This is a genomic window from Vibrio sp. 10N.222.55.B11 (assembly GCF_041473705.1).
Lineage (GTDB): Bacteria > Pseudomonadota > Gammaproteobacteria > Enterobacterales > Vibrionaceae > Vibrio > Vibrio crassostreae_C.
Window position 1 is genome coordinate 1 of the sequence record NZ_JBFRST010000032.1, and the last position, 25,662, is coordinate 25,662.

At 43.1% G+C, this 25,662-nt stretch carries 21 protein-coding genes, 1 tRNA gene, 1 other RNA gene and 1 pseudogene; 19 read left to right on the top strand and 5 right to left on the bottom strand.

Going from position 1 to position 25,662, the window contains the following annotated elements:
- Nucleotides 1-115 precede the first annotated feature (115 nt).
- A tRNA-Tyr gene (locus AB4503_RS11805) sits at nt 116-200 on the bottom strand.
- A 550-nt stretch (nt 201-750) separates the two neighbouring features.
- Here AB4503_RS11805 and AB4503_RS11810 point away from each other — a divergent pair.
- The 3 genes from AB4503_RS11810 (at nt 751) to AB4503_RS11820 (ending at nt 5,402) form a co-directional block, all read left to right on the top strand.
- A complete protein-coding gene (locus tag AB4503_RS11810; RefSeq protein WP_029406216.1) occupies nt 751-1,827 on the top strand; it encodes an efflux RND transporter periplasmic adaptor subunit in 1,077 nt (358 codons plus the stop codon).
- Nucleotides 1,827-4,940, top strand: a complete 3,114-nt coding sequence (vexH, locus tag AB4503_RS11815; protein ID WP_017062023.1) for a vibriobactin export RND transporter permease subunit VexH — start codon at nt 1,827-1,829, stop codon at nt 4,938-4,940. The genes AB4503_RS11810 and vexH overlap by 1 nt, the downstream gene beginning before the upstream one ends.
- 141 nt (nt 4,941-5,081) lie before the next feature.
- Nucleotides 5,082-5,402, top strand: coding sequence for a DUF1244 domain-containing protein (locus AB4503_RS11820; protein WP_004736423.1), 321 nt, complete (start codon nt 5,082-5,084; stop codon nt 5,400-5,402).
- A 92-nt stretch (nt 5,403-5,494) separates the two neighbouring features.
- On the opposite strand, the gene AB4503_RS11825 is transcribed toward AB4503_RS11820, so the two are convergent.
- Nucleotides 5,495-6,562 carry a PLP-dependent cysteine synthase family protein gene (locus tag AB4503_RS11825; RefSeq protein WP_019820402.1) on the bottom strand — a complete coding sequence of 356 codons (1,068 nt, stop codon included), beginning with the start codon at nt 6,560-6,562 and terminating at the stop codon, nt 5,495-5,497.
- Between the two features lie 129 nt (nt 6,563-6,691).
- Here AB4503_RS11825 and AB4503_RS11830 point away from each other — a divergent pair, with 129 nt between their 5' ends.
- Together AB4503_RS11830 and AB4503_RS11835 are read left to right on the top strand one after the other, a co-directional pair.
- Nucleotides 6,692-7,165 carry an Lrp/AsnC family transcriptional regulator gene (locus AB4503_RS11830; protein ID WP_017062025.1) on the top strand — a complete coding sequence of 158 codons (474 nt, stop codon included), beginning with the start codon at nt 6,692-6,694 and terminating at the stop codon, nt 7,163-7,165.
- A gap of 89 nt (nt 7,166-7,254) precedes the next feature.
- Nucleotides 7,255-7,920, top strand: coding sequence for a hypothetical protein (locus AB4503_RS11835; protein WP_017070264.1), 666 nt, complete (start codon nt 7,255-7,257; stop codon nt 7,918-7,920).
- 133 nt (nt 7,921-8,053) lie between these two features.
- Here the strand turns inward: AB4503_RS11835 and tesB are convergent, their stop codons facing one another.
- A complete protein-coding gene (tesB, locus tag AB4503_RS11840) occupies nt 8,054-8,914 on the bottom strand; it encodes an acyl-CoA thioesterase II (RefSeq protein WP_029235187.1) in 861 nt (286 codons plus the stop codon).
- 168 nt (nt 8,915-9,082) lie between these two features.
- On the opposite strand from tesB, the gene AB4503_RS11845 reads away from it, so the two are divergent.
- The gene (locus AB4503_RS11845) at nt 9,083-9,523 is read left to right on the top strand and encodes a YbaY family lipoprotein (RefSeq protein ID WP_017058951.1); all 441 of its coding nucleotides are present in this window, start codon (nt 9,083-9,085) and stop codon (nt 9,521-9,523) included.
- Nucleotides 9,524-9,598: 75 nt separating this feature from the next.
- On the opposite strand, the gene AB4503_RS11850 is transcribed toward AB4503_RS11845, so the two are convergent.
- Entirely contained in the window at nt 9,599-9,901 is a 303-nt protein-coding gene (locus AB4503_RS11850; RefSeq protein ID WP_048609271.1) for an MGMT family protein, read from the bottom strand.
- 240 nt (nt 9,902-10,141) lie between these two features.
- Here AB4503_RS11850 and AB4503_RS11855 point away from each other — a divergent pair, with 240 nt between their 5' ends.
- The 5 genes from AB4503_RS11855 to AB4503_RS11875 all read left to right on the top strand — a co-directional run bounded on the left by AB4503_RS11855 (nt 10,142) and on the right by AB4503_RS11875 (nt 14,870).
- Entirely contained in the window at nt 10,142-10,885 is a 744-nt protein-coding gene (locus tag AB4503_RS11855; protein ID WP_017058953.1) for a hypothetical protein, read from the top strand.
- A 196-nt stretch (nt 10,886-11,081) separates the two neighbouring features.
- An RNA gene (gene ffs, locus AB4503_RS11860) (signal recognition particle sRNA small type) lies at nt 11,082-11,178 on the top strand.
- Nucleotides 11,179-11,299: 121 nt separating this feature from the next.
- Nucleotides 11,300-11,923 (top strand): TnsA endonuclease N-terminal domain-containing protein, encoded by a 624-nt coding sequence (locus AB4503_RS11865; protein WP_372114762.1) that lies wholly within the window; start codon nt 11,300-11,302, stop codon nt 11,921-11,923.
- Between the two features lie 2 nt (nt 11,924-11,925).
- Nucleotides 11,926-13,803, top strand: coding sequence for a Mu transposase C-terminal domain-containing protein (locus AB4503_RS11870; protein ID WP_372114765.1), 1,878 nt, complete (start codon nt 11,926-11,928; stop codon nt 13,801-13,803).
- 17 nt (nt 13,804-13,820) lie between these two features.
- Nucleotides 13,821-14,870 (top strand): TniB family NTP-binding protein, encoded by a 1,050-nt coding sequence (locus AB4503_RS11875; RefSeq protein ID WP_136994845.1) that lies wholly within the window; start codon nt 13,821-13,823, stop codon nt 14,868-14,870.
- A gap of 22 nt (nt 14,871-14,892) precedes the next feature.
- On the opposite strand, the gene AB4503_RS11880 is transcribed toward AB4503_RS11875, so the two are convergent.
- Nucleotides 14,893-15,198 carry a helix-turn-helix domain-containing protein gene (locus AB4503_RS11880; RefSeq protein WP_102333418.1) on the bottom strand — a complete coding sequence of 102 codons (306 nt, stop codon included), beginning with the start codon at nt 15,196-15,198 and terminating at the stop codon, nt 14,893-14,895.
- Between the two features lie 101 nt (nt 15,199-15,299).
- Here AB4503_RS11880 and AB4503_RS11885 point away from each other — a divergent pair, with 101 nt between their 5' ends.
- The 8 genes and pseudogenes from AB4503_RS11885 to AB4503_RS11920 all read left to right on the top strand — a co-directional run.
- Nucleotides 15,300-15,845, top strand: coding sequence for a hypothetical protein (locus tag AB4503_RS11885; protein ID WP_372114767.1), 546 nt, complete (start codon nt 15,300-15,302; stop codon nt 15,843-15,845).
- Entirely contained in the window at nt 15,839-17,221 is a 1,383-nt protein-coding gene (locus tag AB4503_RS11890; protein ID WP_372114770.1) for a DEAD/DEAH box helicase, read from the top strand. Before AB4503_RS11885 ends, AB4503_RS11890 begins: the two co-directional genes overlap by 7 nt.
- Before the next feature lie 85 nt (nt 17,222-17,306).
- Nucleotides 17,307-17,510 (top strand): hypothetical protein, encoded by a 204-nt coding sequence (locus AB4503_RS11895; RefSeq protein WP_102412638.1) that lies wholly within the window; start codon nt 17,307-17,309, stop codon nt 17,508-17,510.
- 11 nt (nt 17,511-17,521) lie between these two features.
- On the top strand, nt 17,522-21,433 hold the full coding sequence (locus AB4503_RS11900) for an RNA-directed DNA polymerase (RefSeq protein WP_372114771.1): 3,912 nt from the start codon (nt 17,522-17,524) through the stop codon (nt 21,431-21,433).
- Entirely contained in the window at nt 21,430-21,882 is a 453-nt protein-coding gene (locus AB4503_RS11905; protein WP_102412642.1) for a hypothetical protein, read from the top strand. The genes AB4503_RS11900 and AB4503_RS11905 overlap by 4 nt, the downstream gene beginning before the upstream one ends.
- Nucleotides 21,883-22,004: 122 nt before the next feature.
- On the top strand, nt 22,005-23,216 hold the full coding sequence (locus tag AB4503_RS11910) for a TniQ family protein (RefSeq protein ID WP_372114772.1): 1,212 nt from the start codon (nt 22,005-22,007) through the stop codon (nt 23,214-23,216).
- 2 nt (nt 23,217-23,218) lie between these two features.
- Nucleotides 23,219-25,307: pseudogene (locus AB4503_RS11915) on the top strand (type I-F CRISPR-associated protein Csy2).
- Nucleotides 25,308-25,313: 6 nt separating this feature from the next.
- On the top strand, nt 25,314-25,662 hold a 349-nt coding region (locus tag AB4503_RS11920), incomplete at its 3' end, for a type I-F CRISPR-associated protein Cas7f/Csy3 (RefSeq protein ID WP_372114773.1).

Here is a 25,662-nt window from a genome sequence, read left to right on the forward strand (position 1 = left end):
CGGGAACCCCTCCAGGGTGTGTCTTACTCTTCACAAAGTAAGCCTAAATTGATGTTTTCCCATAAGCCCATCAATCAGGTTGTTCTCTTAACTCTCGAAAGAGGTAAGAAGAATATGGTGGAGGGAGACGGATTCGAACCATCGAAGGCAGTGCCGGCAGATTTACAGTCTGCTCCCTTTGGCCACTCGGGAACCCCTCCAGGGTGTTTTTCCTAACTCATAATGGATAGGCTAAAGAGATGTTTTTCCCAACGCATCTCTCAAGTGCGGAGCGCATCATAGCAAACACGTTAAACCTGTAAAGAGTTTTTCTTATGGTTTTGTGTTGAATGCTGCCTTTTTGGGCAAAGATGGCGAAAAGTACGCATATTGCTCGGGAAGTGAACATCTGTACTAAGGTTTACGTAGTGATAGGTAACACCTTGAGGTAACTCGCTTTCTACATTGTGTTTGGTTTGTGCAATTCGCCAAGAAACGTAAATGGAATTTAATCTAGATTTACACTTCTTGACGTTACAGCATTCATCAGTTGATAGAATACGGTTAATTTCATTTATAGATAATAATACCAATCGTAGTAAGTAACTTGTCATTCTAGCTTGTTAAAATGCTCGATAACGGCGTTAGAATTTTTGATTGTAGAATAACTACTTATCGAAAATGCTGCCTTGTTCTCAAGCTTTTTCCCTACGCTATTTCTGACCACTTACCTACTGTGATTGGTATAAACCTTACTTGCAGACCATTATTATGAAGCATAAATCTGTTTTAACCCTGCTTAGCTTGTCTATTCTTATGGCGTCTCCAGCCGCACTAGCTAAACGCATGGGCCCTAGCACCGTCACTGTTGTTACTGAGCAAGTTGATATTCACCAAGTTAGCCAATCTCTTTCTTTGGTAGGTAAGTTAGAAGCAGAACAATCTGTGATCATTACCTCTGAAGTAGCGGGCAGAGTTGACTCTATCAACATCAAAGCCAATCAAGATGTCACCAAAGGGCAGATGTTGGTTCAATTAGATGACGACAAAGCAAAAGCAGCAGTTGCAGAAGCGCAAGCGTATTTAAAAGACGAGAAACGTAAGCTAGCGGAATTCCAACGACTAGTGAAACGCAACGCGATTACGCAAACTGAAATTGACGCTCAGAAAACGAACGTAGAGATCGCCAATGCTCGCCTAGCTGCCGCAAATGCCAATCTTAAAGACTTACACATCAGCGCGCCTTTCTCTGGCACGGTCGGTTTTATCGACTTTAGCCGCGGAAAAATGGTGACAGCAGGTACTGAGCTTGTGACTTTAGATGATTTGTCTGTGATGCAGTTAGACCTTCAAATTCCTGAGCGTTACCTTTCTAAGCTGTCTAAAGGCATGACAGTGACGGCTCGCACCAGTGCATGGGGCGAGACTCAGTTCACTGGCACAGTGGTAGGCATTGATTCTCGTATTAATGCTGAAACCTTGAACCTTCGAGTTCGAATCCACTTTGACAACAATAATGATTACCTAAAGCCGGGCATGCTAGTGGCAGCTGATATGGATTTCCCTCCTGTAGAAGCGCCGATTATCCCAGTTCAAGCGCTTGAGTATTCTGGTACTAAGCGTTTCGTCTATGTTATTGGCGAAGATAACAAAGCGACTCGTACCGAAGTGTTCTTGGGTGCACGAATCGATAACGAAGTTGTGATCGACAAGGGCATCGAGATTGGCCAGAAGATCGTGGTGCAAGGTATCGTGAACATGCGTGACGGAGTCTTGGTTCAAGAGCTTGCCGTTAATCGCCCAGCTAAACTTGATGAAAATACAGCAGCACAAGAAGGCGCTAACTAATGTTGTTATCTGATGTTTCTGTAAAGAGACCAGTAGCGGCTGTCGTATTGAGTCTGCTTTTGGTTGTGTTTGGTATTGTCTCTTTCAATAAGCTTGCCGTTCGTGAGATGCCTGATATTGAAAGCCCGGTGGTATCGATCAGTACTCGTTATGAGGGTGCGTCTGCCACCATCATTGAAAGTCAAATAACCTCCAATCTTGAAGACCAGTTATCCGGCATCAGTGGTATCGATGAGATTGAATCCACAACGCGTAACGGTATGTCGCGTATCACGATTACCTTTGAGCTTGGTTACGACCTTAATACTGGTGTCAGTGATGTTCGTGATGCCGTAGCGCGTGCTCAGCGTTCGTTGCCAGATGAAGCCGACGACCCAATTGTTTATAAGAACAATGGTAGTGGTGAAGCCTCGGTCTACATCAACTTAAGCTCGACGGAGATGGACCGAACGCAGTTAACCGACTACACCGAACGTGTGTTGATTGACCGCTTTAGTTTGATTTCTGGCGTGAGCTCAGTGGATATCTCAGGTGGCTTGTACAAAGTAATGTACGTGAAGCTGAAACCTGCGCAGATGGCGGGTCGTGGCGTTACTACCTCGGACATCACTTCTGCTCTGAACAGTGAGAACATTGAAAGCCCAGGTGGTGAAGTACGTAACGATGCGATTGTGATGTCGGTTCGTACTGCTCGTTCTTACACTGAAGCGGAAGATTTCGAATATCTAGTCGTTAAACGTGCCTCTGATAACACACCTATCTACTTGAAAGACGTAGCGGATGTTTACATTGGCGCAGAAAACGAGAACTCGACCTTTAAGAGTGACGGCGTTGTTAACGTAAGTATGGGTATCGTGCCTCAGTCAGATGCGAACCCACTTGAGGTGGCTGACTTAGTCCATAAAGAAGTCGAAGCAATTCAAAAGTTCTTGCCAGACGGTACTCGTTTAGCTGTCGACTATGACTCAACTGTCTTTATCGACCGCTCAATCTCTGAGGTTTACAGCACGCTCTTTATCACGGGCGGCTTGGTTATCCTTGTGCTTTATATCTTTATTGGTCAAGCACGTGCAACACTTATTCCAGCGGTAACCGTACCTGTATCTCTGATCTCGTCGTTTATTGCCGCGTACTACTTCGGTTTCTCTATCAACCTGATTACCTTGATGGCACTTATCCTGTCGATTGGTTTGGTGGTAGATGATGCGATCGTGGTGGTTGAGAACATTTTCCACCATATTGAACGTGGTGAGTCACCGCTGCTTGCGGCCTATAAAGGTACTCGTGAAGTAGGCTTCGCGGTAATCGCAACAACGCTTGTATTGGTAATGGTATTCCTACCAATCTCGTTCATGGACGGCATGGTTGGCCTATTGTTTACCGAGTTTTCTGTATTGCTTGCGATGTCGGTGATCTTCTCGTCGCTAGTCGCATTAACGCTAACGCCAGTGCTAGGCAGTAAGATCCTTAAAGCGAACGTTAAACCAAACCGTTTCAATTTGTTTGTCGAGCGCGTATTTGGCAAGCTTGAGTCTGGATACCGCGCGGTATTGCGCCGTGCGTTAAATTGGCGTTGGGCCGCTCCAATCATCATTATCGCGTGTATGGGCGGTAGTTATGGCTTGATGCAACAAGTGCCGTCGCAACTGACGCCACAAGAAGACCGTGGGGTTATATTTGCGTTTGTTCGTGGTGCCGATGCAACCAGTTACAACCGTATGTCTGCCAACATGGACATCGTTGAAGAACGCTTAATGCCATTGCTTGGTCAGGGCTTCTTGAAGTCATTCAGTATTCAATCACCAGCGTTTGGTGGTAATGCGGGTGACCAAACGGGCTTCGTAATCATGATACTAGAAGACTGGGATGAGCGTGACGTTACCGCACAAGAAGCGTTGAACGAAGTTCGTAAATCGTTGAACGGCATTCCAGATGTGCGTGTATTCCCGTTCATGCCGGGCTTCAAAGGTGGTTCAAGTGAGCCTGTTCAATTCGTACTTGGCGGTTCTGATTACTCTGAACTTCAGAAGTGGGCAGAGCTCTTAAAGCAAGCGGCTGAAGATTCTCCAATGATGGAAGGCGCGGACATCGATTACTCTGAGAAAACACCAGAGCTATTGGTAACCGTAGATAAGCAGCGTGCAGCAGAGCTAGGTGTTAGCGTTTCAGACATTTCAGATACGTTAGAAATCATGCTTGGCGGCCGCAGTGAAACGACCTTCGTTGACCGTGGTGAAGAGTACGACGTGTATCTGCGTGGTGATGAAAACAGCTTCAACAACGCGAACGATCTAAGCCAAATCTACATGCGAACTCAGTCTGGTGAGCTGGTTACACTTGATACGCTGACGCACATTGAAGAAGTGGCTTCATCGATTCGTTTGTCGCACTACAACAAGCAGAAATCGGTGACCATTAAAGCGAACCTAATGGAAGGTTACACGCTGGGTGACGCGCTCGATTTCCTTGATGAACAAGCGATTGAACAGCTACCGGGTGATATTTCAGTGAGCTACTCTGGCGAGTCAAAAGACTTTAAAGAGAACCAATCAAGTATCCTAGTGGTGTTTGCGCTAGCGATGCTGGTCGCATACTTGGTACTGGCCGCGCAGTTTGAAAGCTTCATTAACCCGCTGGTGGTGATGTTCACCGTACCTATGGGTATCTTCGGTGGCTTCTTAGGCTTGGTGCTGATGAGTCAAGGGCTCAACGTCTACAGCCAGATTGGTATGATCATGTTGATCGGTATGGTAACCAAAAACGGTATCTTGATCGTAGAGTTTGCTAACCAACTTCGTGACCGTGGTATTGAGTTTGAAAAGGCGATCATTGATGCTTCTGCTCGACGCTTACGTCCAATCATGATGACGGCATTCACGACGCTGGCTGGTGCAATTCCATTGATTACTTCAACGGGCGCAGGCTATGAAAGCCGAGTGGCTGTGGGTACGGTTATCTTCTTCGGTATGGGCTTCGCGACATTGGTTACTCTGTTCGTAATTCCTGCGATGTACCGACTGATTTCAGGATCAACACGCTCTCCGGGTCACGTGGAAGCGGAACTTAATAAAGAGCTTAGCCATGACAACGTGGGAAGAACCAGTCACGGTTAATGAACACGCACGATTAATGAACACGGAATAGTGTAACAATATTGAAAAGCCTGCGTTTGCTCCTAGCGAATGGCAGGCTTTTTTTGTATAACAAACAGAGCTCAACGAATTAATACAATAAATCGAATAAAGGAAAGTAAAGTGGCTGAATTTAAATACAAAGATCTTTCTCAAGAAGAACAGGATAAGCTGGATGCAGCAACCTTTCGTCGCCTGTTAGCGCACCTAGATAACAATAAAGATGTGCAGAACATCGATCTGATGATCTTGGCGGGCTTCTGCCGTAACTGTTTCAGCAAATGGTACAAAGCGGAAGCTGAGCAACAAGGCTTAGACTTGGATATCGATGACGCTCGTGAGCGCGTATATGGCATGACTTACGATGAGTGGAAACAAAACCATCAGCCAAAAGCGACGCCTGAACAACTAGCGGCATTTGAAGCGAAGCAGAAGCCAGAGTAATTTGTTCTCGTTGGTGGTTGATTAATAGAATGAATAAACAAAAAGAGCCCATCAAGGCTCTTTTTAGTTTGGAGTCGGTGCTTGCTCTGTATTTAAGCCAGCTCACCTGTTTGCGAGAAAGCTTCTAACTTCGCCGCGTACGGTTGTAGGTCGCCGATATTTAGATTTACCCACTCGTCATTGAAGTAAGTGTCTAGGTAACGTTCACCGCTATCACATAGCAAAGTCACAATAGAACCTGTTTCGCCACGTGCTTTCATTTCACTGGCTAGCTGAAGCACACCGTACATGTTAGTCCCGGTTGATGCGCCGACCTTGCGACCAAGAATGTCAGATAACCAATGTGTCGTTGCGATACTTGCTGCGTCTGGGATTTTACGCATTTCGTCAACCACACCAGGAATGAAGCTTGGTTCTGCTCGTGGGCGACCAATGCCTTCAATCTTGCTGAATGTACTACCTTTCACGTTCGCATTGCCTGTTTGGAAGTATTCGTGGAATACAGAGTTCTCAGGGTCCACAACACAAAGCTTAGTTTCATGTTGTTGGTAGCGAATGAAACGGCCAATCGTCGCTGAAGTACCGCCAGTACCTGGGCTCATTACTACCCAAGCTGGAACTGGGTGATCTTCCATCTGCATTTGATTGAAAATCGAGTTCGCGATGTTGTTGTTACCACGCCAGTCGGTTGCGCGCTCAGCGTAAGTAAATTGATCCATGTAGTGACCATTCAATTCTTCTGCTAAACGGCGAGACTCATCGTAAATTTCATCTGAGCGGTCCACAAGATGCGCTTGGCCGCCGTAGAATTCAATTTGCTCGATCTTCTTCTTCGCTGTGCATTTTGGCATTACCGCGATAAATGGAAGGCCAAGTAGGCGAGCGAAGTAAGCTTCAGACACCGCAGTACTGCCCGATGAAGATTCAATGATCGTGGTTTCTGGGCCAACCCAACCGTTACAGATAGCGTATAAGAAGAGAGAACGCGCTAAACGGTGCTTTAAAGAGCCTGTAGGGTGTGTGCTTTCATCTTTAAGGTAAACATCAATGCCTTCGATACTTGGTAGATCGAGCTTGATAAGGTGCGTATCCGCTGAGCGTTGGTAGTCCGCTTCAATTTTACGAATCGCGTTGTTAATCCATTGATGGTCAGTGCACATAAACGTTCTCCTGATCGAGTGTAGGAATTCTTTGTAATTGGTATGGTTCTAATTTATCTATAATCGGAGAGAAAAACTTTGCCATATTTGCTTTGTTTTGCTTAAATTGTAGAAAATTATTCTCTTTAAATGCGATTTGGTGAAAGTGTGATAGATGCCGTAGATAAAAAAATATTAGGGTTACTGCAAGAAGACAGCACCCTGTCATTGAACGATATTTCTGAAGCGGTCAATCTCACTACAACGCCTTGTTGGAAAAGGCTTAAGCGCCTCGAAGAGAACGGCATTATTGAGAAAAGAGTTGCACTGCTGAACCCGGAAAAACTGGATCTTTCCTTTACTGCGTTCGTATTGGTGAAAACCAGTGATCATTCTCATGAGTGGTATGGTCGTTTTGTGAATACTGTGTCGGAATTTCCAGAAGTGATGGAGTTCTATCGCATGGCTGGCGAATATGATTATATGATGAAGGTTCAGGTTAAAGACATGAAGTGCTTTGATGATTTCTATAAGCGCTTGGTGAATAGCATTGATGGTATCTCTAATGTGACCTCGACGTTTGCGATGGAACCATTGAAGTACACGACAGCATTGCCGCTTTAAGCTGCGCCTAGTAATAGATTAACTATCGCTTTAGTTTAACTATCTTCTCAGTTTAGATCTCGTCTCTGCGATAAAGAAAAGGATTATTCATGTTTGCAAAAGTATCTACCGCTATCCAGCTGGTACTGGCGGTCGCCATTTTTTACTTGGGTTACACCATCTACTCATTGACTAATAAAGTCGGTGAAATCGTTGATACTTACCCGCAAGTTATCGAAGACATATCGGGCCTCACCAAAGGGCTCAAAGTAGAAGAGCTATTAGCGCTTGCAGAACATGTCAGCGATCTTGCTCCTCAGGTGTTAAACACTGTCGAAGAAGTTAGAAAGACGATCGATGATGTGAATCAAACCGTAGCCTCGGTCGACAACAAAATCCCTGCGATATTAGATGAAGTGAAAAATGTTCGAACGGAAGTTGAGCAGGTAAGAACCGATGTTATTCCACCAACATTAACTGAATTAAAGAGATACCGCGTAGACGTAATGCCACCAATGCTCGCTGAAAGTAAGTCTTACCGCGAACAGACTATTCCTGTCATCGTCACGGAATCTGAAATGCTACGAGCGGAAGTCCCAGGTATTTTGGCACAAGCTAATTTGTTAGCTGATAAGAGTAAGGAACTCGCTCAGGGAGCCGCTGAGGGCGCGGTGAAAGGCGTAGTGTTATCGCCATTTAACCTTCTACGAGACGCAGGTGATGGCATTAAAACGCGAGTTCAAGGCGAGTTTGAGCCAACGTTAGAAGTTGAGTAGGTTTTATTGATTTTTGCGTGACGAGTTTTCTTAAGCGTCATTAAAGAAAGAGGCTAGGTATTAAACCTAGCCTCTTTTTGTTTGTGCGCATTTGGGGCTTGTAAGAAGCGTTTATCCGCTATTTATTTGAGTGCTATTTAGTAAAACGCATCACACCTTCTTGTACTGCTGTCGCTACCAACTCACCTTTCTGGTTGAAGATCTCGCCGCGCACTAGGCCGCGAGTGTTCGCTGCCGTTGGGCTTTCAATCGCATAAAGCAGCCATTCGTCCATTTTGAATGGGCGGTGGAACCAGATTGAGTGGTCAATCGTCGCCACTTGAAAATTTGGCGTCATGATAGAGACTTCATGTGGGTGAAGCGCCGTCACTAAGAATCCCCAATCCGATGCGTAGGCAAGCAGGTATTGGTGGATCAAGTGGTTGTCTGGCATCGCGCCATTCGCTCTTACCCAAAGGTATTGTTTCGCTTCCGTCTTCTTAGGTTTCAGTGGGTTTACCACCGTCACCGGACGCATCTCAATCGGCTTTTCGCCACAGAAGGTTTTGCGCAGTTTCTCTGGTAAGAATTCCGCAATGTGGCTCGCTAATTCAGTTTCTGAGGCAAAGTTCTCTGGTCCCGGAATATCAGGCATTGAAATCTGGTGCTCAAACCCTGGCGCATCGCCATGATAAGAAGCAGTGAGATAGAAAATAGGGCGGCCATTTTGAATCGCTTTTACACGGCGTGTGCTAAAGCTGCGTCCATCTCGTAGGTTCTCAACATCGTAAATGATTGGCTTTTCAGGATCGCCGGGAAACAGAAAATAACTGTGGAACGAGTGAACACTACGGTCGTCTTGAACGGTATAACGAGCAGCAGAAAGCGCTTGTCCCAATACCTGACCGCCGTATACCTGTGGTAGGCCTAGGTTCTCACTTTGCCCACGGAATAAACCTTCTTCCAGTTTTTCTAGCTGAAGTAAACTTAGTAATTCTTGTAAAGGTTGACTCATCGCCAGCATTCCTCTTCGTAAAATGGGTGTCAGATTATGGTGTTAATCATTTAGCTTAGTCAGATATCTGTCAATAAATCATAGGGTTTCAAGACAGAATATGAAAGCTCTCTTATAATTGGTGAGTAGATTTGCCGAGTCCGGCAAACATGTTGAGAGAAATTGAATATGAAAAAGGCTCTAATTCTTATTACGTCTTTAGTATCGTTTGGCCTACTTGTTGGTTGCCAAGCAACATCAGAAACGAGCGCTTCTCAAGAAGTGGTTGCAGAGAACACTCAAGTGATTTCAGGAACAGTAAGCTACCGTGAAAGAATTGCATTGCCAGAGAATGCAGTGGTTACCGTTACGCTAGAAGATATCTCACTGGCTGATGCACCATCGACGGTTATCGCAACTCAAGAGTTCACCACAGACGGTAAGCAAGTACCGTTCGCATTCGAGCTGAGCTACGACAACGACAAAATTAAAGCTAACCACCGTTACAACATGCGCGCATCGATTCATGTTGACGGTAAACTGCGTTTCATAACGGACACGATTAAGTCAGTAATTACTGATGTAGAAAATACACAGCAAGCAGACCTACGTTTGGTTGGTGTTCGTTAATCAGAAATCGATGCCACTGTTAAGGCATCTTGATTGGCTTAACTTAGCCAGTTGAATCAGCGATTAGTGGCAGCTCTAGGGCTGCCATTTGTATATTCTGAGTTTGATCTTTCCTGCATCACTCACCTCAATCCCTTCTTTAACCAAATGCTGCTTTTGTCGGTCGAACGAATCACCCTTTAAAGAGATTTCACCCTTGCTGTTTATCACTCGATACCAAGGCAGTTTGCTACCTTCTGGCAGGTTACCCAGCGCTTTACCAACATGGCGCGCATAGCCCGGAAATCCTGAAAAACGTGCTATGTCTCCATAAGTTGTTACTTTTCCATATGGAATTTGGTGAATCACAGCAAAGATTTGGCTCAAAAATTGGTCCATACTAAATGTTCCTAGTTCATAAATACCAATCACAGTAAGTAAGTGTTCAAAAATAGCGCAGGGAAAAAGCTTGAGAGCAAGGCCGCTCTTTTTGATAAGAAGTTTTGATAAGAAGTTTTGATAAGTAGTTATTCTACAATCAAAAAATCTAACGAGGTTATCGAGTTTTTTAACAAGCTAGGGTGACCAGTTAATTACTACGATTGGTATGGTACCACGGATCGGTAGAAGGAGAGGGCTATGGTATTTACAACGTTTCAGTTCTTGATCACCACATTATTAGCGGTTGTTTGCGCGAGAGCAATCAGTTTAAGTGAGGGAGATATCCCGGTGCTTGCAATGGTAATTCCTGCCTTATGGATTTTACCGCAGGGGGGCATAGCTGGATTAGCTTTGCTTGTTTCCATGACTACTTATGGTCTAACCCTTCCTTTGCAGCCCATCACGCTGTCTGTCAGTGCGTGGGTACTATTCCCTCTATTGATGGTGGTCTTCTCAAGACGCAGTAGTTTGTCGGTCGTGATTATTTCTGGCTTGATCGTGACTACGTTGCAGGTCGGAATCATGGTCACGCAATCAGCAGGCAAGCTTGAAGGCGTCCCGTGGGTTACCACACTTCAAACCTTATCTATCATCGTAATTTGGTGGGCGGCAAATCACCTTAAGCCAGCCAGCCGACACAGCTGGTGGTCATTAGGCTTAATACTTCCATTATGGATAGCCGATTTACCTTATGCTGCTTTGGTGGCCTTGTGTATAACGGGCATCATGGCATCAATGGAAACGCTGACGCGCTTGAAAACCTTCCGCTGGAATAAACTATTATGTTGGACACTGCCAACGGTTGGTTTTGCGGCTTTGGTGATTACCCCAAGTATCGAAGTACCTAGTCCAGTTTTTGTAGTATGGTTGTGTCTATTAGGCACCGCGTGGATGACAGACTACATCATTCGCACAGAAGATAACGAAGATATCGATATCTAGTACTCCAGCAATCCAAACCTTCCAAATGCAGGTAAATGGTGAATTTACCTGCGATTTTCTAGTGGTTTGAATAAAGGATAAGCACTTAGACCGCAATTGTTCAAAAATAGGGTGGAAGGGCTTGCAATGGTTGCTGTGATGCTTAATAATCCAATCACTCTTTGAGGCAAGCCTCTTAGAAAACGAATCTATGGGGGCCTGGTCCTCCCGCAACAATAGCTCGTGAACTCGGTCAGGCCTGGAAGGGAGCAGCCGCAGCGAGTGACTTGTGTGCCGGGATGTGGCTGGGTTCCCACCCCTTATGATGTTTGCAAACTAACTTAGCATAAATTGCAAAGAAGTTAGCAAATTTGCACTATAAGTCAGCATAGTCTATTTTTTTGTTGTAGGTTTACAACAAAAGTGATGCGCACTATGTTTGACCAAACCAAAAAATCCTCTCACGTTCACAACATCTGCAAGTTCATGAGCTTGAAAAATGATGCTGTTGTTCGCACTCTCTCTGTTTTAGAGTTCGATTTTTGTTTCCATCTCGAATATAACCCTGATGTTAAAGGGTACATATCTCAACCATACGGTTTTTATTACTACTTTAATGGTCGCAAGTGTCGTTATACGCCAGATTTTTTAGCCGATAATCATAACGACCAATCTACTCTTATTGAGATTAAGCACTCAAGCCAGATTTTAAAACCAGACTTCAGGCTCCGATTTGCTGAAAAACAGCGAGTAGCACTAGAAGAACAAGGAAAACGCCTTGTTTTAGTGACAGAGAAACAAATTCGTATTGACCCAATATTTAGTAACTTAAAGCTGTTACATCGTTACTCTGGTTTGCATACCATCACTAAAGCGCAAAAGTCTGTTCTCGGATTTATACAACGTAGACAGAAAGTACAATTACGCGAAATCTCCGACCACTTAGGACTGTCTGAGCATGAAACTCTGATATCAACACTCTGTTGGCTATCGTCAGGGAGAGTTAATACTGATATTAGAAGCTCTGATTTTGGTTTGAATAGCTACGTTTGGTGTTAGGTATGACGTCAGATTTTGATGACGTTTTTGGTTTCATTGATGAAATGGAAGCTTCTGCCAACGAAGCGGAATTAGTAACCCAAATACCGAGTGATTTATTTGAAGAAGATAAATCGTATCTCCCTTCCATTGATACCTATCCTGTAAAAACTCAACAAGAAGTATTACGACGTCTTAAAGTCATTCAATTTACTGAAAAACGTCTAAAAGGTGGGTGGACAGAAAAAAATCTTGTACCGATTTTAAATCAGGTTGAACAAGAGCTAGGGCTATCTCCACCGAGTTGGCGAGTTCTTGCCGGCTGGAAGAAAATGTATTTTGAATCAGGGAGAGCCGTTCTTTCGCTCATTCCTAAACACGCCCAAAAAGGAAATAGAACCGTTCATACAGATTCACAGTCGCTCATTGATGAAGCGATTGAAAAAAAATACCTGACTAAAGAGCGTTTAAGCGTTGCAGAGGCTTACCGCTATTACAAAAGCCGAGTAATTAAAGCCAATCAAGAAATAGTCGAAGGCAAAATCGAGCGAATTAGCCAAAGAGCATTTTATGACAGAGTGAATAGTTTACCACCCTATGATGTTGCAGTGGAAAGGTATGGAAAGCGATATGCAGATAGAGAGTTTCGTTCTGTAGGCCAGCAAATAGAGGCGACGAAACCGATGGAGTACGTTGAAATTGACCATACTCCAGTCCCTGTCATACTGATTGATGATGAATTGGATATTCCATTAGGTCGCCCATATCTAACCATGCTCTATGACAGGTTTAGTAAGTGCATCGTCGGCTTCAGCGTTAACTTTAGAGAGCCTAGTTTTGATTCCGTCAGAAAAGCACTATTAAGTACTTTGCTAGACAAGCGCTGGGTAAGCGAAAAATATCCCTCAATAACAAATGATTGGCCATGTCATGGAAAAATAGACTATCTGGTCGTTGATAATGGTGCCGAGTTTTGGAGTGATAGCCTAGAGGACTCTTTGAGACCTTTGGTGTCGGATATTCAATACAGCCAAGCTGCCAAACCGTGGAGAAAGACCGGTATAGAAAAGTTATTTGATCAACTAAACAAGGGGTTGGTTAACGCTCTGCCTGGAAAAACATTCACAAATCCCACTCAGCTTAAAGATTACGATCCTAAAAAAGAGTCTGCCGTTAGAGTTTCTGTATTTATGGAGTTAATACATAAATGGGTTATCGACCGCTATCACATGGACTCTGATAGTCGAGAAAGGAATGTTCCTTATCATAAGTGGAATGAATCGAAATGGCTTCCAAATTTCTACCAAGGACAAGCTGCGGCCGAGTTACGTATTGAGTTGGGGTTGTTAAGGCACCGGACGATAGGGATCGCTGGGATAAGGTTGCACAATTTATGCTATCAATCGGATGAGCTCATAGAGTATCGAAAATACAATTCGGTTAATTCACAAGGGAAACTCTTCGTCAGGACAAAAACCGATCCGTCGGACATAAGCGCTATCTACGTTTTTCTTGAATCAGAAAAGAAATACATAAAAGTCCCAGCGGCTGATAACAGTGGGTATACCAATGGACTTTCGTTGTTCGAACATGAGCGAATTCAAAGAGTGCGCAGGTTGAATACCCGAAGCCTCGTCAATGAAGAGTCTTTAGCCGATACCTATCTCTATATGGAAGCTCTTATTGAAGGGGAAGCTGAGAGAATGCGTAGTTCTAAAAACAAAAAGCTCACCCAACCTAAAACAGGGAACACTTCTAAGATTGCAAAATACAGAGATGTTGGCACGGAAGGACCTGGCTCAATCGTTAGAAAAAATGAAAGCAGTAATTCAGCATTAAACGTTGTTAGTACTCAACTATCATTGGACGATGATGATCTTGAAGAGATAGAGGGCTACTAATCGTGAATTTTACTTCCATGCAGTGTGAACAATTGAAAGCCTACGATAATTGTTTTATTGAGTACCCCGAAATTACGGAGATCTATTCGATATTTGACCAACTTCGCTTTAATCAATTACTAGGCGGTGAACCTGAGTCATTCCTATTAACAGGCGAATCGGGAAGTGGAAAAACCGCTTTGATCAATAACTATCTTTCACGCTTCAATACAGGAACGAGTTGGTCCAAGCAAACAGTCCTAAGTACCCGAATTCCTAGTCGAGTAAATGAACAAAATACTCTGACTCAATTTCTCGTTGATCTGGACTCAAAATCAGGAGGACGTTCAGTACGAAAGAGAAATGAAATTGCACTTGCTGAAGGAGTGGTAACTCAGTTAAAACGTAAATCTGTCGAGCTCATTATTGTTAATGAGATTCAAGAGCTTGTGGAGTTTTCGACTGCGGATGAAAGACAAACCATCGCTAATACATTTAAATATATCAGTGAGGAAGCCGGTGTATCCTTTGTATTGGTTGGAATGCCTTATGCTGATGTTATCGCGAAGGAGCCGCAGTGGAACTCTCGATTGAGTTGGCGCAGAGAAATCAATTATTTTAAATTGCTTCAGGTTGAAAGTGACGCGAAAAATACCAACACTCAATACAGTATTGATGCTAAACAAAAGAAACACTTTGCTAGATTTGTGGCTGGACTAGCCTCTAGAATGGGCTACGAGCCAACGCCAATACTGACTAAGAATGAAATTCTATATCCCTTGTTTTCAATGTGTCGTGGAGAGTGTCGAAGGCTCAAGCACTTTTTGAAAGATGCCATGATAATGAGCTTTAAAGAGAACAAAAGTACGTTGAACAAAGAAGTACTATCTAGGACATTTATACTGAAATTCCCCTATTTGGAGAACCCATTTGAATGTTCATTAGAACAGGTGATGTTAGAGCAAATAGATAAAGGTTCAGCGTACAATATGAGAGCGATTACAGCAGAGGATAGGATTCTCGCCCCCCGATTTACAGATGCATTACCGCTGAGTACGTTGTTAAGTACAAGTAGCCTGAAAGTATAAAACTGCGATGTTGATAACCAAATCATTGAGACGCTAGTTTTTCCAGCAACACCGCCTTCTCTTCATCACTCATTTTATCAATGGCGCACGCTAGCTCAGCGCTCAATTCGCTCCTACAGAAAAAGTAGTTTAGCGGCACATCTAACTCTTCAGCCATACGTTCAAGCGTACCAATATCGGGTACATGCCTGCCTTTCTCGTAATGATTCATACGACCGCTAGCAGAACTCTGCTCCATACCAATTTTCACCCCTAAATCTTTTTGGGTGATCTTGGCTTTTTTACGCGCAGCTTTGAGCCTCGCAGGGATGGGGTTGTCTTTTTGCACTTACACATTTCTTTTCAACCTTTAGATAACTTAGATTGTCTAAGTTTTACTGATTTTTGTATACTTAGCAATCCTAAGTTTTTATTGCCTGTAAGAGTCACATGAAGAAAGTAACCAGAATTAACCCTCACATGTTTAACCTATTGATTGAAAAAGGGATGGATAATTTCTCCGTCACAGAAGCTAGAGATGCTTTGCTAAACAGTACTTCAGCCTTCCCGAACAAGGACGATGCGCGGAAGTATGTTTATAAGCAACTTCTATTACTTGAGGAGAAAGGTTGGCTTTCTGTCATTGGGGCTCGTAGAGACAAGCGCTACCATCAAACTAACGAATTCAAAGCGCTCACAATTGAGCCTAGAGTAGCTAGAAATAGGCAAGCTAAAGTCGATTCAATAGCTGTTCAAACTTCGGAGTACTCTATAAATGCATTGGAGCAAGAGAAGAAACAGCATGAAGGCGAGTTGGCGATTACTCTAGGCGAGATTGAGGAATACCAATCGTTGTTAACTCGTTTCCCAAACAACAAGCAAGATATGCAGCCGCTATTTAATGCAGCAAGAGAACGCTCAGCTAAGCTATTAGGCAGAATTAATGCACTAACCAACTGGATGCAAGTCGCGCAAAGCAAGGCTCATCAATGTTAAGAGCATGGCAAGCCGAGTGTGCAGCTCAAGCTATCGAGAAATTTACTTCAAACAAGCATTCACACTTCTTCTGCCAAGCGACTCCTGGAGCGGGTAAAACCGTTATGGCCGCCGAGGTTGCGAGTCGGTTATTTAAAAGAGGAATGATTGACCTAGTGCTGTGCTTCTCGCCCTCTCTGACTGTTGCTGAAGGGATGCAAAAGACCTTTTCATGGAAGCTCGAATGTTCCTTTAATGGAGGTTTGGGTTCTCTTGGGGGCTCTTACACCTATCAATCCATCCGTTTTTTAGATGAGAACTTCTGGGACACAGTCAGTAAATATCGAGTCTTGGTCGTATTTGATGAGATCCACCATTGTTCGTTTGATGATGAGGGGCGGTCAAATTCATGGGGGCTAGAAATTGTCTCGAAGATCCAAGGCTTTGCTCGTTATACTCTAGCGCTTTCGGGCACTCCTTGGCGTTCTGATCGACTACCAATTGTTATGGCTGAGTATTCCGACCCCGATGGCAAGGTTGTTTGCGATTACCAATACGGTTTGCAACAGGCCGTTGAAGATAAAGTATGCCGCCGCCCTAAAATCGTTTTAATAGATAATGAACACCTGAGTGTTAAGGCTGGCAGTGACAATCAACACTTCGCTTCTATTCTTGATTGCCTTAAACAATCCGATGTCTCTTATCAAAGCGTTATTCACAACGAAGACGCTATGAATTACATATTAAATAATGGCTGCCAAAAGCTAGCGCAGATAAGGCAAGAGTCCCCAAGTGCTGGAGGCTTGGTGGTCGCATCTTCGATTAAGCACGCTAAAGACATTCAAAAGCGACTTGTTGAGCACTTTAATCAATCAGCATGCATCGTGACTTATCATCACGATAATCCGTTACACGAAATTGAGTCTTTTCGTCACTCAAAGGTTCAGTGGATAGTCAGTGTTGGGATGATAAGTGAAGGAACGGATATTCCAAGGCTGCAGGTTTGCTGCCATATGAGTTCGGTAAAAACGGAACTGTACTTCAGGCAAGTACTCGGGCGAATTTTAAGAATCAATGATTCACCCAACCAAGAAGCGTGGTTGTATACCTTTGCCGAAGAAAGTTTGATTGGGTTTGCTGAAAGAATAGAACAGGATATTCCAGAGTCGTGTCTATTTATTAAATCGAATGAACAGACTGATGAATCAGAGAAGGCGCAGAGTTTTACTTCTACAGATTTGTCGAACGATAAGATTATGGTATCTGGGGAGCCCTTAACTCAACTAAATTGGTCAAAAATCGATGGGGTTCAAAACGCTTTTCACTCTGATTTCGAAGGTTATGATGAGTTGCGTTTAGGTTATTTTAAACAAAGAGTTATCGCAACATTCACTTAATCACACAATGAATAATACGCACTCGGATTTATATTGACTTTACGATATACTGATTAGCTATTGAGTCTATCTACAAGTAATCTAAATGGTCAGCAGCATTAATAAAGCTAAGTTATCTGGAATCAACATTATTACCCAATTCATACTTCCTACGATTAAATACGCTGGATGGTTAGTAACTAAAGTTAAAGAGTTATTAGGTATTTGGGTTCACCTTAAAGCTCGATTTAACGCCTCTCAGGCTAACCAATTTAAGCTCACGTACGCTATTGTTGAACAGGCTGTTTAAGGGAATAGAACATGCCAAGTATTGCAAAGAAATATGAGCAGCTTGTCTTAGATGACGATTACTTAACCGACAGTTTGTTGATGACGCTTGCATGGAAAAAAAGTCATCAATATATCCGTACCGCTAATTGGTATGCCGACAATTTTGAACTGGACTTGTCAGCATTATCGTTATTAGAAAGTGCACAGCAGTGGTGCAATGATTTACAGAAAGATGATTTGGCTTTTAAGCCCTTAGAGCTTGTCCCTGCACCTAAGCAACATAACTGGGAGTTCAAAAAGGCAGGTTTTGGTTCTGAGGAATGCTTAACATGGCAGCCGATAAATGAAGCGTTGGATGGATACAACCAGAACTCTGACGAAATTAAAAAGATCACTGAAAAACCGGCTGATATAGCATTTTCATTAAGACCACTTGCACATATGCCTATTCGTGAACAAAGCATGATGACTTTGTTGATGATGTGTAGCGCTAATCAGGTGGAATCACGCCAAGGTGATCCTGGTACAGAGCTCGAGTTAGTACATGAAAAAAAGGTGGTTAGCTACGGTAACCGCCTCTATTGCCGTTATGACGAGCAGGGCAATGCGGAGCACAGCTATGGTGGCACTACTACTTACAGTAAATTTTTTGTTGATAACCGGAAGTTCTTAGAGCGCCCTTTCTATTTTGCTAAGAAAGCGAGAGCTGAACTTGACGAGAACCATGAAGTATTCATTTTAGATGTCGATCTCGCCAAGTTTTTTGATTTAGTTAACCGCAAAAAGTTGTGTGAACTCATAAAAACTGTCGCAACCGTCGAAGCTAAAACCTTAGGGGAAGTTAAACATCTTAATAAACTACTGGCAGCCTTTGAAACTTGGGAGTGGAGTGAACAGGCTGCTCTGGAATTCAATAAGGTTTGTAAAAATGAAGAGGTGATGTCTGCACCGAAAGGTATTCCACAGGGTTTAGTAGCAGGCGGCTTTTTAGCTAACGTATACATGCTTGGGTTTGACGAAAACTTTAGAGATTTAATTGGAAGTGTATTGGAAACTGCAACCAATATCGCTGATATTGAAGTCACTTTAGTTGACTACTGCCGATATGTTGATGACATGCGTTTGGTTGTATCTGCGACTTCCAAAACTACTGTCACCCCGATTTCTAAACTTGATGTTGAGAAGCTAGTCATCGCAGCCATCAAAGATGTCATCAAAAAATCTAATCTTGATGATCTTAAGTTAAATGATGGTAAAACTAAAATACAGCGCTATCAGCCACGTGTAGCTGGGATATCTAAAGAGCTTACGCATATTCAGCAAAAACTTAGCGGGCCAATTGCATTTGATGAGTCCCAAGAAACTCTAGGTCAGCTAGAGTCCTTACTATCTATCGTCGCTAGTGACCAAGTACCGGAACAAGATGATAATTGTGTCCCTAATCGGCTTGCTCAAATAAATAAAAGTGAACTTGATGTTCGTGATGATACCATCAAGCGTTTTGCCGCCAATAAAATATCCAAGCTACTAAAAGGCATTCGTAATTTTAGCGCCCATGAAGTTGATGCTAATGGAAACGCTATTGCCGGTGATTGGGACTATTTACAAGAGCGATTAGCGAGACGCTTAATAGCTGCATGGTCATATGATCCTTCACTCGTGTTACTACTTAAAAAAGGTCTAGAACTTTATCCATGTAGTCGTTTGTTGGAGCCTGTCTTACAGCAGTTAAACAAGAAGTTAATTGACCCTGAGACTAAAATTCAATCGGTTGCACGATACTGCCTATCAGAAGTATTCCGCCATAGTGCAACTGTGATTGACCGTCTAGATCCTAAATATATCCCACTTCATGCTAAATATGATGAATATTTCGAACATCTTCAACATCAAGCAATGTTGGTAAGCCATGATGCTGGTGATAGTGGAGGCAAGTTTGATCTATTGTTGGAGCAAGCGCAGTTTTTACTGCTTTGTAGGCGAGATTCGAACCTAGAAGAAAGTTCGAGTAATGCTGACCACGATATGATTATTAAGCTTATCAAAGGGTTTAGGGAGGTTTCAGTTGATAGTGCGATGAATGCATCTAGAGTTGCTGCAAATGTGTTACTTGCAGCACAACTTAGCGATGACAGCAAATCTTTGAATCGTTCGATTTCATGCTTTTTGGCAAAGTTAACACCAGATGATTGTTTAGCAATCTTAACCAAGGTTGCTTCGCAAAATCTAAATCTATTCATAGCCTTAATCAGGCACGCACGCTCTCTAGGTGTTGAATGGGCTAAAAAAAGGAGTATTAAAGAACTTGCCAAGCAATATGCGATTGATCGTAAAGCTTCAAGCGGGGCGCTGGATAAAATCAGCGGAGATAAGTCACTACTGAGTATTATTCTAAGAGGCGATAATCCTTTCGCAAATGAAGTGATGTTGCTCAAACTGATGCAGGCGTTACTTGAAGAGCCTAAGCAATTACTTGAAGCTAATACAAATCAATTGATTGACGTCATACAAACTAAAGTCGAACTCGAAGGTGTAACCTATCATGGTACACCACAGCTAGACCTGTTTCATGCCAACTTAAAAGTCAATCTAGTACTTACCGAATCTCAATCACAACTAAGTCCGCACCTAACTGATGTGTCCTCTGAAATTAGTGCGATCCAAAAAATCGCAATTTGCGCACGCTCTGCACTAGTTGGAAATGTCGATTGGTCTGGGTTTGGCTCATCTATAACAGCAAAACTTGGTTATAGAGGAATTAAAACGAGTCCAGATAAAAGAACATTGGGGATGATGAATACCCCACAAGCTATAGCCGGTGAATCTGCACAAGTTTCTCATTGGTTGACCACATTGATATCTAAGCTTCTCATTTGGCCAGGAATCAATGTTAACGACCAAGGTTATACATGGCCTAACCGGTGGACCATCACCTCTTTTAAAAATCTAATTGTTCAACGTTTAAGTACTTTAGAAAAAATGTACTGTAGACACTCAACTATGCCTAGTTTGATTGAATCAGTAATGCTTGATTGGACGGAGGATAAGCGTGAATTAACGGTTGCAATGGTTCAGTCTAAGTTGCCTCGTATTCGAGATTTTGAGGATTACGGTTGGATGTTAGATGATAAGAAGTTTCGGTCGATTCATCGGAGGCATGTTGCCGATGTGGCTGCATTAGTTTGCAAGCATATTGATGCCCAGCGTGTGACCGATGAAGAACGTAATGAGCGAGGTCAAAAAATTGATTTAATCGTATGGCCTGAACTATCAGTCCATCGAGATGATATGGATATTCTGATTGATCTATCGCGCAAGAGTCATGCAATCATCTATGCAGGGTTAGTTTTTATTGAGCAGGAAGGTGTTCAAGGGCCAAATAACTGTGCTGTCTGGATCGTACCACCAAAGGCAAATACTAATCAAAAGGAGCTTATCCGGTTCCAAGGCAAGCAAAATATGATGTATGCGGAAAAAGGCCATATCCAGTCATGGCGACCGTATCAATTGATGCTTGAATTAAAACATCCTAGGTTTCCTAACGATACAGGCTTTATTCTAACAGGCTCAATCTGTTATGACGCCACAGATATATCTTTAAGTGCTGACTTACGAGATAAGTCCAATGCTTATGTTGTATGTGCACTAAATAGAGATGTAAATACGTTTGATACTATGATTGACGCACTTCACTACCATATGTTCCAGCCAGTGGTGTTAGTTAACTCAGGTGAGTACGGAGGTTCTTGCGCAAAAGCCCCATACAGTGAACCGTATCACCGCCTAATTGCCCATAGCCATGGTAATAATCAAGTATCCATTAACACCTTCGAAATGAATATGTATGATTTTAGGCGTGACGACGTAGGTAAAGGAATGAAATCTGATAAAACTGTTAAAACACAGCCTGCTGGTGTAATGATGCAAAAGGACAAAAAATGACATGCTTTGAAACTGGTTGGGCTGCTTTGCTTGATGTTAGTTTATGGGTAAGTTGGGCAAACATTGTTGTTTGTATAGTAGCAACTGCAGCAGCGGCTTTTGCCTATATGCAATGGGTTAGTTCAAAAGAGGAAGCTAGAAGGGCAACTGCGTATTCTGCTTATTCAAAGTTTTTGGAGTTGTGCCAACAATCGCCTGATTTTGCGTATGCGGATGAGCAGGTGATAAAGGTTAATCAGAAAGACTATATTCAATATCGTTGGTTCGTAGCGCAGATGTTGTTTGCCTTTGAACAGATTTTGGATGTGCTTCCTAATGACGAAGAGTGGAAACTTACTATTAGGAATCAACTGAAAAAACATGTTTGGCATCTAAAAGGTTCAAGCTCTGTTAAGAGGAAAGAGTGGAGTATGCCTTTACAGACTTTAATTGAAGACCTAATAAAGTAGATACGACGCGATTGCTCAACATTAGGTATGTTCTTTCGTCACAATTCATACTTTCTAAATTTGATTTAGTAGGAATAACAGCAATACTAAAACTTAGAATTTCTAAGTTTTAGTGGTGACATGTGAAAACGGACATTCAACTTTACCCTGACGAATCGCTCGAAAGCTTCTTGTTGCGTTTATCGCAAGAGCAAGGTTACGAGCGATTTTCTCATTTCGCCGAAGGTATCTGGTTCGACACCATGGATCAGCATGAAGCGATTGCTGGTGCTTTCCCGCTAGAGCTCAACCGAGTTAATATCTACCACGCTCAAACCACAAGCCAAATGCGGGTGCGAGTGCTTATCCACCTTGAGAACCAATTAAAGCTCAACAACTTTGGTGTACTGCGTCTAGCGTTATCACATTCAAAAGCTCAATTCTCTCCGCAATACAAAGCTGTTCATAGATTTGGTGTTGACTACCCTTATGCTTTTCTTCGCAAACGCTTCACGCCTATTTGCCCCCTATGTATTGGCGAAGCTCCCTACATTCATCAGCGGTGGCAATTTATCTCTCACCAAGCTTGTGAACATCATGGCTGTAAGCTGATTCATCACTGCCCTGAGTGTAAGTTGAGGCTTGAATACCAAAGTACCGAGAGTATTAGCCAATGTGAATGTGGTTTTGAACTCCGAAACTCGCCAGTAGAAGATGCGCCAGAGGTTGAGGTATTAGTTGCTCAATGGTTGTCAGGGAATGATTCAAAACCCTTGGGATTACTAAAGGGAGAAATGACTATCTCTGAGCGCTATGGTTTTTTACTGTGGTATGTAAATCGCCATGGTGATATCGATGACCTCAGTTTTGAGTCATTTATTGAATATTGTGGCTCTTGGCCAACGGCACTGTGGCAAGACCTCAATGCCTTGAAAGAGAAGGCAGAACTTGTGCGAGTAAAAGATTGGAAGAAGATGTTTTTCAATGAAGCCTTTGGTGCTCTGCTTAAAGATTGCCGTCAGTTACCCAGTCGGCAGTTGAGTTACAATATCGTGCTTACTCAGGTGTTAGCGTACTTTACACAGCTGATGGCAACAGTGCCTTCAAGCGCGAAAGGAAATATCGGTGATGTACTGCTCAGCCCCTTAGAAGCTTCTACATTGCTTTCTTGCACCACAGATGAGGTATATCGGTTGTATGAGTTTGGTGAGATCAAAGCCGCTATTAGGCCGAGAATGCATACAAAGATAGCGAGTCATGAATCGGCGTTTACTTTAAGAAGTGTCATCGAAACAAAGCTGACTCGAATGAGCTCTGAAAGTGATGGTTTAAGCGTGTATCTACCTGAGTGGTAATTATGACGAAATTAAGTGACTTATTGGCAATCGAAGACGAAGCAGTAAAGCAGATTACGCTAAAGAAGATGTTCATGCCCTATACGGAAGATGTCTGTGTTGAAGGGTATGAAAAAGAAGCGTTGACGATCTTGCTCAATCTCAGTTCAAGCCATCAATCAGATAGGTGCTTGGATTGGTTGGATGTTGCCCGAGCTAAAAGGCATTTAAAAGCGGCTGAGAACCTAAAGGCGTCCCTTGATGAAATCAAATGGTTCCACACTCATAATCTCAAGTTTCCAGACTGTCGAGTTAAAGATCAGCGGATAGTTGCACAACCTCTTGTGACAACCGATGCGTTTATTTCAAGCGCAGTATTAGAGCAACGGTTAGGGTGGGCTCATAACTCCGCGGTGTATCGTCATACATTGTGGTTATTGAATCCTTTTCGTTGGCAATCACAGTCCGTATGTATTCTTTCACTTGTTCAGCAAGAAACCCCCGTTTGGGTTGAGCTGCTCAAAGAATTTGGTTTAGGTGCTAATTCACTTGCTCGCTTAAAACATACAATTGAAGAACAACTTCCTGAAAATAGTTTTCCTGACAGTGTCAGTACTTACAGCAAGCAACTGCGGTTTCCATGGGGGGACGATTATGTTTCGGTGACCCCAGTGGTAAGTCATGCCATCCAAAGAGAGTTAGAAGTGAGATCGAGAAGTCGAAAAAGTGAGCTCAGCTTTGTGTCTTCATCGCTGCCAAACTCGGCAAGTATCGGGAATCTGTGTGGAAGTTTAGGTGGGCATATGAAAGTCCTAAACTACCCGCTAGACGTCAAACCAGCGTTGGATGGGACGTTAACTGAAAGTCGCAAAAAGAGTGGCCACTACTTTGATGACTATCAGGTAACTAACGCTAAAATTTGTCAGGTGTTAAACCACTTAATTGGATCAGAACCATCAAAAACACAGAAGCAAAGAGAGAGCGCTCGTAAGGTTAGAAGTAAGATATTGCGAAAGCAGATAGCCTTGTGGATGCTTCCATTAATTGAGTTAAGAGATATCGTTGACGCTGCCCCCCAACCAACAGCAATTGGAACATGATGACACTTTAGCTCAAGCCTTTTTGACCCGACCAGAAGCGGATCTAGGCTCCTTAGCTAGTGAGTTTAACCGTCGCTTGCATCTCACGTTTCAGAATAACAAGTATGCCGCGAAGTTTGCCTATCACCCTAAGCTTATGCAGGTCGTCAAAGCCCAAATCGTATGGGTACTTGAACAAATCAGTAAACCAAATGGCAATGAAGATAAGGTAACGGGTGAGCAGTATATCTATTTGTCATCAATGAGAGTGCAAGATGCGGTCGCAATGAGTAGCCCATATCTGTGTGGTGCTCCTTCTTTGACTGCTATTTGGGGGGTCATGCACCATTACCAAAGAGAGTTTAATAAGCTAGTTAATTGTGATTCCCCGTTTGAGTTTTCGACTTTCTCTTTTTATGTTCGAAGCGAGAAGATTCAACCGACAGCGAAGCTTACCGAACCCAACTCAGTCGCGAAAGCGCGAACGGTTTCGAACGCTAAGCGACCAACCATTCGTAGTGAACGATTGGCGGACCTAGAAATAGACTTAGTTATCGGAGTCCATAGCGACAGCCGAATTTCAGATTTTAAGTCCGCGCTTAAAACGGCACTTCCCGTTGCTTTCGCCGGAGGGGCATTATACCAACCACAGCTATCGACGCAGATTGAGTGGCTAAGGACATTTACCAGCAGGAGTGAGCTTTTCCACGTCATAAAAGGGTTACCAGCATACGGGCGATGGTTATATCCAAGTGAAAACCAGCCGAGTGATTTTGATGAGCTAGAGCGTTTTATTACTAAAGACGCTGATAATTTGCCAGTTTCTATTGGCTACCATTTGTTAGAACAACCAACTAAACGGGGCAACTCAATCACCAGTTGTCACGCTTATGCAGAGAATGCGATAGGGCTTGCTCAGCGAGTAACCCCGATAGAAGTACGTTTTAGTGGAAGAGATCACTTTTTAAAGCACGCCTTTTGGTCGATAGAATGCAGTAGCGAAACTATTCTTATAAAAAACTATAGGGATTAATCGTTTATGGAACTTTGCACTCAGCTGAACTATGTTCGATCACTCTCTGCTGGCAAAGCATATTTCTACTATCTATCTAAAAGTGGTGAGATGTGTCCCCTTGAAATTGATAGAACTAGGTTGCGAGCACCAAAAGGTGGTTATGCAGAAGCATATAAAGGGGGCAAGTTCGTAAAAAAGAATGTTGCTCCACAAGATTTAGCTCACTCCAATCCTCAGTTCATCGAAGAGTGTTATGTAAAGCCAGGTGTCGATGATATCTATTGTGCATTCCCCCTTCGAATTCGAGCAAATTCTCTAACCCCAGATATCTGTAGTGACGATGAAGTCCGCTCTAAACTTTCGTTACTGGCTA